Raw genomic sequence first — 6695 nt, 5'->3', positions numbered from 1 at the left:
GGCGTCACAAAGCCCCCAATCTCAATGCGTACTCCACACATTTCAGCATGTTCGATGCTCGTCCTGAGCTTTCTCGTCGGTTGCGCCAGCCCTATCGACAAACCCCTTACAGACGCGTCGGCAACCTCGGTCCCAGTAACAGCTGCAGTGAGCGACCTTCGCGCCACAGAGTGGAAGACAACAAAGGTACTGCAGAACTCACAAGGGGTTGTGCAGCATCTTGGTGACGACAAGTTCCCCGGCGGCAGCCTTCCCATTCATCTCGCGCAGCGCCTAGGGCGCACGCTTGAAAAGGTAAAGGCGCAGTCTGTCGTTGTGAAGACCACCGACGTACGCCTGTCGATACCTGGCGCAAAGCTTGACGACTTCCAACTCGCAACTGCAGTTGGCACATCAGGTCTGATAGCCGCGCCAGTCTTCGCCCTGTTGTCAACCACCACCCAGAACAAGTCTGCTTCAGCAGTCTTCTGTCTCAACGTCGATGGACGCGACTACCTTGGTAACGACGCCCGGCTGTTTCGCTATGGGCCTGAAGGAGAAATGCGCGAATCCATAGATGCCGCAATTGCGATGCTGAACAAAAACATCGCGGCCGGCGTCACATCGACAAGCGTTGCCTGTGAGGCCGGTTGGGAAGGCGGGCAGCCGCGACCATGACGCCTAACCATTCGTTCGAGTCGACGCGCAACGTCTGGTCACTACAGGCCCCCATTTCATTCTGGGCCTTCCGTGCCCAGCCGTCGCTCGCGGCTCAACTTTGACGTTAGCCATCCAAAACATGCTTCTGCAACTGCGGTCTTTCAAAACCTGGGTATGGAACGCCGGCGCGTTTTTGTTCTTTGCCGGCCTTTTGGTTTCGGCATTCTTCTACGCCGGCACCTATCTGATATTCGAAGGGGCTGGCTTGTGTGAATTCACCCGAGTGCAGGAGCTGGCATCCCCGAACGGAAAGAAGATCGCCAAGATCGGGTACTCCGATTGTGGTGCGACAACAAATTGGCAATCAGGACTGCAGATTGAAGATCGGGCCAGTGGAAAAGTCTTTTCTGGACTTTTCGGGTTGGATGGCAAGCCCGACGGCCTAGCTCTCAGGTGGGAGAACGAACACACAATTGTGCTTTCTGGATTCGCCATAGAAAAAGTTCTCTGGTTCAAGCAGGACTACTTTTCGGGCGTGAAAATCGTACTGAAACCATGAGCAGATCATCCATTTGTGGCGGGATGGCTAACCTTGCGTTCGAGCCGACTCGCAACGGCTGGCCACTCCAGGCCCCCATTTCATTCTGGGCCTTCCGTGCCCAGCCGCCGCTCGCGGCTCAACTTCGACGTTAGGAGGCCCAATGCGGTCATTCATTTCTCTCCTAGTTATTGCCTGTTCCGTCGGTGGTTGCGCGTCCAACATAAATATACGCAATGCAGATGCGCATGCGCAATCCGGCTACAACGCGCAGCGCAACGGTGACTGGGAAGTTGCGAGGCGGCAGTTTGCGCAGGCTGTAGTAAATGCCGACTTGGGTAAGGCCGAGGCAGGCGGTAAGGCCATGGTTAATTACGAGTATGGACGCTCCCTTGGCGTTACATGCTTTTGGGATGAGTCGGAGAAGTACCTACTTCGGTCAAAGCAGTTCGAAGAAGATCGAAACCATTCGCCTTATCTCCCGTTGTACGAGCTTGGGCTTCTTACAGAGAAGCAAGGGAAATCCAATCAGGCGGCGTCATATTTTTCCCAATTGATTCCGTTAATGGAGAAAGAGGGGCTCCGTGCCAAATATCCATTAGGGGTTGCTGACGCTTATGAACGCTACGCATTCGCTCTTGAGGCAACAGGAAAGTTCGCTGAAGCTGCAAAGAACAGGGCCGAGGCCCATACACTCCGCGCAGCCAATTCAGAAGCCAAGCCGTTTGGGCAAGTTACCCCTTATGGTTCAGCTTGCTATAAAAACGCCTCCTAACCGGGCGTTCGAGCCGACTCGCAACGGCTGGTCACTTCAGGCCCCCATTTCATTCTGGGCCTTCCGTGCCCAGCCGTCGCTCGCGGCTCAACTTCGACGTTATGCAGCAGGCTAAGCAAAGCTCGCAGCTTCTTTTCTGGTCGCTCGCTCGCGGCCAGTTGCCGGGTCAACTCGCCTCGCCGCCAGCGGCGCCAGGCCGAGCGCCAGCGGTCTCAGGCTCCGGCCACCGTGATCTTGCCTGTTCAGGCTCTGCTGGCCGTTTGCCTTTCTCGGTTCGCAGCCGGCCGCATGGCCAAGCAACAGCCAGTCGCCTCAGCCGAGTGCGGCAAGGGAACAGCTTCGGTATGCTGTCGGCCAACTCAACAGTAGTGCCTTCGATTTTGGCTCTGCATAACCGGGCGCTCGAGTGGACCTCCGCCAGCTGGCCGCGCTATGCTGGCTCCGTATTTTCAGCTCCGCTTGGCCAGCTGGCTGCGGCCACTCAGCTTCAACGTTAGGCGTCGAAAATGGCTGGCATCCTGGCTCTCGCAGCAGCATTAATATGGGCACTAGTTTGCGCAATAGGCGCGAACCTTTTCTCTCGTCTTTTCGGCGGTAGGCTGAGGCAAACAATCGTTGGAATCATTGCATTCCTGGCGCTGATTAGTGCTCCATTCGTGGATGTCGCTCTTGGAACAGCCCAGTTCAACGATCTCTGCGCAAAATCAGACAACTTAAGGCTCGTAGGCACAATTGCAAGCTCCTCGAGCACGGGTCTCTATACCGAGTCTGGCGAATGGAAATTGGCGGTGCTCGCGCCCAACCAGTTTGAAGAACGACACGCTCTGTCAAAAAAGATGGACTCTTTGGTTCGATGGGAAGGTGGGAACGAGTACAAGCGAGTGAGTCGCCTGTTCCCGATCTATGAACGTCCAACCCAAATTTATGAAGCTTCAAGCAATCGACTGCTCGCCGAATTCAAGTCATATCACTATGGCGACGGATTGTTCCGAAGCCAGCTCCTCGGCTCGGGAAAGCAGTGCTTTCCATGGACAACGGGTCACGATTTATACAAGACAGTGTTTGTCTTTCATCGTTCTGGACAGCCGTGACGCACACAGCGACGCCTAACCCTTCGCTCGAGCGGACCTCCGCCAGCTGGCCGCGCTACGCTGCCTGTATATTTTCAGCTCCGCGCGGCCAGCTGGCTCCGGCCGCTCAGCTCCAACGTTAGCCCGCACAAAATGCACCTCATCTAGGCGACATACTCATGTTTCTTCCCAATAGGCGCCTAGTCTGGCTGCTCCTTGCCGCGTACGGGGCGCCTCTCGTAGCTTATCTTGCGACATTCGGAACCGTGCTTTCCTCTGATCATCAAAGATGGGCAGAGTTTGGGTCGGCCATGTCAGGCATTTACGCGCCAATTGTCGCCGTTACAACTTTGGCCGTTTTGCTGGCTCAAGTAAGTTTGCAAAAGCAAATCAATGACCATTCGTATAGCCAAGCGCATATCGGGCAAGCAAGGGCGGATATCGAGTTTTACGCGGTCCAACTTGCCGAAAAGCTAGACAAAGTCGCACTGCCCGGCCAAACATTCCGCTCGATATTGCATTCGAACTTTCAGCCCAACACTGTGGCTGAACTCGATACAGATTCTCTACGCACGCTCGCAGCGAATGTGGACGCGGCTATGCCGGGCGTCATGGGTATGTGGTTTGGCATATATCCAATATTGGCCGGGTTGGCAGCAAGCGACGAAACGGCCTTTCGCATGACGCTGAGTTCCTCAATACAAAAGCTGATTGCATTGCTTAGCTTCGAGACCTGCGTCACGCTCGACAACTATCACCGCGTTCGAACCGAGGGACGACTAACTGTCGTGTATAGATTCAGCCCGCTGCTGGAGCCAAAGCGTGCGGGCTAACCCTGCGTTCGAGCCGACTCGCAACGGCTGGTCTCTCCAGGCCCCCATTTCATTCTGGGCCTTCCGTGCCCAGCCGTCGCTCGCGGCTCAACTTCGACGTTAGACCCCAATGACCGAAGTGGACTTTGTCGGCGAGCTTGACTGCCGGTTTCCCTACCAGGCGCCAATTCGGTGGCGCCGGTTGTCGGCACAAGCTGCACGAGTTTCGCCAAACGCGGCTTTCATGGTTTTTCATGAAGTGTGCCGAGTCCCGCGCTCAGTGAAACTAGACAAGGCACAGGCGGAAGAAATACTAAGACACCTCGGGCAGAGATTTCGGCATCCGTTGGTCCGAGTTATCCATCCCGCAGTGCATGCGCATATTTCGGGAAAGTCACTTTCGGAGTCTCGAGCCTCAGCACTTATGCGCAAGGTTGCGCGGTATCCAAATCAATTCAACGCGCTTGCGGTTTGCTACTTCAGCGCGGACGACGTCTCTGGAGCTCTTGATCGGGCGTACAACCGGATTGTTCAAGAATGGTCGCAGACTTAAAGTTCGTTCTGGCCGCTGGCTGGCTTGGGCGCCTGGGGTCTAACCGGTCGTTCGAGCCGACTCGCAACGGCTGGTCTCTACAGGCCCCCATTTCATTCTGGGCCTTCCGTGCCCAGCCGCCGCTCGCGGCTCAACTTCGACGTTAGGCCTCAAATGAGCCACTCCCACTCTTTCCAGTCCTGGCCGTTCAGAATCCCAGTTGAAACTGGAGTTTTCACGACTCGGCAAATCATGGAAGGCCGAGAACCAGTCCGAGAGGTCTACCACGATCCAGATGGTGATTGGCAGTTCTTATGCGGCACGACACTGGACGCAGTCGACCTCAAGCTGGTCTGTTTCGGTTGCATGTTTGATCGTGATCCATCAATTGGCGGACTCGCCGAGTTGCCACCTCGCTGGTGTGCGACAAGGCAGGCTCCAGACTTCGCATGGGTTCATGAAGAGTATGAGCCCCGCCAAGATGAGGCCTAACCTGTCCTTCGAGCCGACTCGCAACGGCTGGTCACTCCAGGCCCCCATTTCATTCTGGGCCTTCCGCGCCCAGCCGCCGCTCGCGGCTCAACTTCGACGTTATGTGGCAGGCTAAGCAAAGCTTCAAATTGCGTTGCCGATCGCTCGCTCGCAGCGAGCGCTTGTGGCAATGGGCCTCGCTTTCTGCCGGGTCGGGCGGGGCGCAGGCGGTTTCAGCCTCCGGTCGCCGTGATCTCGCCGGGTTCGGCCAGAGCAGTGTTTATCTTTCCTTGGTGCGCGGCCGGCCGCATGGCAAAGAACCAGCCTGCCGCCTTAGCCTGCCGAGCGCCACAAGGGCTCAGCCCCGGGGTTCTGTCTGCCACTTTCACCTTGGTGCCTTCGAGGCGGCTCCACATAACAGGTCGCTCGAGTGGACCTCCGCCAGCTGGCCGCGCTATGCTGCCTGTATATTTTCAGCTCCGCGCGGCCAGCTGGCTGCGGCCCCTCAGCTCGAACGTTAGGTGGCTCAAAATGCCTCGTGCTTTGCAACCGCTTGTTGAACCTGGTGTGATCGTGCGCCACTGCACCGAGGCCGAGGCGGCCGATTTGAGGGCGGCCTGGCTCGCAGCATTTGGTGCAAATCGCCATGGCGTGAATGCCAAGGATTTTCTCTGGCACATCTTTAGCGCAGGCCGCTATCCCAGCGCTGAGCGCGATGACGCACTCGCCCAATACCAGCAGCAACTCGCCGCCGAGTACATGGTCCTCTCGAATGATGGGAGAACGGCCTTTTCCACGGATATGCTTCCGAGCAAAGCTTCACTCTTCGACTACTACGTGTTCCCTCTGAATTTCGCTTGGACCATGGCCTTCACACACGAAGCGGGGTGGCTTGGTCCGTACTTTGCAAGGCACGCGAACTTTGAGCAACTGAACAACGCGAATCTTGCCCAGCTCAAGAAGAAGCAAGAAGCTGCGGCCGCTACAGCCAAGGGGTGGAATTGAACCCGCCACCTAACCAGTCGTTCGAGCCGACTCGCAACGGCTGGTCACTACAGGCCCCCATTTCATTCTGGGCCTTCCGTGCCCAGCCGCCGCTCGCGGCTCAACTTCGACGTTAGGCCGCATAAAAATGCCATCGCGCATCACCGTTGCTTCGCTAGTCGCACTCTTGCTCGCCGTAGGCAACGCGAGCGCGGGTGGTAGCCAACTATCGACGACCTGCGCGCTCACTGATGCCGAATTCGCCGCGTCAATCAACACTCTTCGCGACTGGTCAAAGATTCACGAATTTCACAAGAAGAACTTTCCGCCTTGCCCCGACGACGGCATGTTTGCTGAGGGGTACTCCGAATTGGTCGTGCGTACCCTGTCAACAGAGTGGGTGCAGTTTGGCCAGTTGGGCCGTCTCGCAGCAGCCGACGCGAAGTTCAAGGCGTTCGTCCTTCGTCACATTGATGCAACTACCAACGAAGCGGACCTACGTCAAATCGAAGAACGGGCCAAGAACGCCTGCCCAGCTGGGCACAGCGCCCTTTGTCGCCAAGTTGCAAGCGCCGCTGGCGCCGCAATCAATGAACTCAAGTAACCTCCAGCGCGAGGCGAAGGTGCGGCCTAACCGGTCGTTCGAGCCGACTCGCAACGGCTGGTCACTCCAGGCCCCCATTTCATTCTGGGCCTTCCGTGCCCAGCCGCCGCTCGCGGCTCAACTTCGACGTTATGCAGCAGGCTAAGCAAAGCTCGAAGTTTCTTTTCTGGTTGCTCGCTCGCGGCCAGTTGCCGAGGCAACTCGCATCGCCGACAGCTGCACCAGGCCGAGCGCCGGCCGGTTCAGGCTCCGGTCACCGTGATCTTGCCA

At 57.2% G+C, this 6695-nt stretch carries 7 protein-coding genes; all 7 read left to right on the top strand.

All coding sequences use genetic code 11. The annotated features are described in order from the left end of the window. Positions 1-657: hypothetical protein (locus tag LNV07_RS25105; RefSeq protein ID WP_263573952.1), on the top strand; the 657-nt coding region annotated here is incomplete at its 5' end. Between the two features lie 121 nt (positions 658-778). Next, a complete protein-coding gene (locus tag LNV07_RS25100; protein WP_263573951.1) occupies positions 779-1198 on the top strand; it encodes a hypothetical protein in 420 nt (139 codons plus the stop codon). A gap of 142 nt (positions 1199-1340) precedes the next feature. Then, positions 1341-1952, top strand: coding sequence for a hypothetical protein (locus LNV07_RS25095; protein ID WP_263573950.1), 612 nt, complete (start codon positions 1341-1343; stop codon positions 1950-1952). 506 nt (positions 1953-2458) lie between these two features. Beyond that, entirely contained in the window at positions 2459-3043 is a 585-nt protein-coding gene (locus tag LNV07_RS25090) for a hypothetical protein (RefSeq protein WP_263573949.1), read from the top strand. A 290-nt stretch (positions 3044-3333) separates the two neighbouring features. Then, positions 3334-3855, top strand: coding sequence for a hypothetical protein (locus LNV07_RS25085; RefSeq protein WP_263573948.1), 522 nt, complete (start codon positions 3334-3336; stop codon positions 3853-3855). A 1513-nt stretch (positions 3856-5368) separates the two neighbouring features. Then, entirely contained in the window at positions 5369-5842 is a 474-nt protein-coding gene (locus tag LNV07_RS25080) for a DUF4275 family protein (protein ID WP_263573947.1), read from the top strand. A gap of 127 nt (positions 5843-5969) precedes the next feature. After that, a complete protein-coding gene (locus tag LNV07_RS25075) occupies positions 5970-6425 on the top strand; it encodes a hypothetical protein (protein ID WP_263573946.1) in 456 nt (151 codons plus the stop codon). Positions 6426-6695: the final 270 nt, after the last annotated feature.

Origin of the sequence: Roseateles oligotrophus, assembly GCF_025717515.1 — a bacterium.
Lineage (GTDB): Bacteria > Pseudomonadota > Gammaproteobacteria > Burkholderiales > Burkholderiaceae_C > Paucibacter_A > Paucibacter_A oligotrophus.
The sequence above is the reverse complement of the archived record's forward strand: the minus strand, read 5'-3'. Positions and strand labels throughout refer to the sequence as shown.

Bases quoted from the DNA above. Each gene is read 5' to 3' on its own strand.
- LNV07_RS25080 (WP_263573947.1), top strand. From the start codon at position 5,369: ATGCCTCGTGCTTTGCAACCGCTTGTTGAACCTGGTGTGATCGTGCGC.
- LNV07_RS25095 (WP_263573950.1), top strand. From the start codon at position 1,341: ATGCGGTCATTCATTTCTCTCCTAGTTATTGCCTGTTCCGTCGGTGGT.
- LNV07_RS25090 (WP_263573949.1), top strand. From the start codon at position 2,459: ATGGCTGGCATCCTGGCTCTCGCAGCAGCATTAATATGGGCACTAGTT.
- LNV07_RS25085 (WP_263573948.1), top strand. From the start codon at position 3,334: ATGTCAGGCATTTACGCGCCAATTGTCGCCGTTACAACTTTGGCCGTT.
- LNV07_RS25075 (WP_263573946.1), top strand. From the start codon at position 5,970: ATGCCATCGCGCATCACCGTTGCTTCGCTAGTCGCACTCTTGCTCGCC.
- LNV07_RS25100 (WP_263573951.1), top strand. From the start codon at position 779: ATGCTTCTGCAACTGCGGTCTTTCAAAACCTGGGTATGGAACGCCGGC.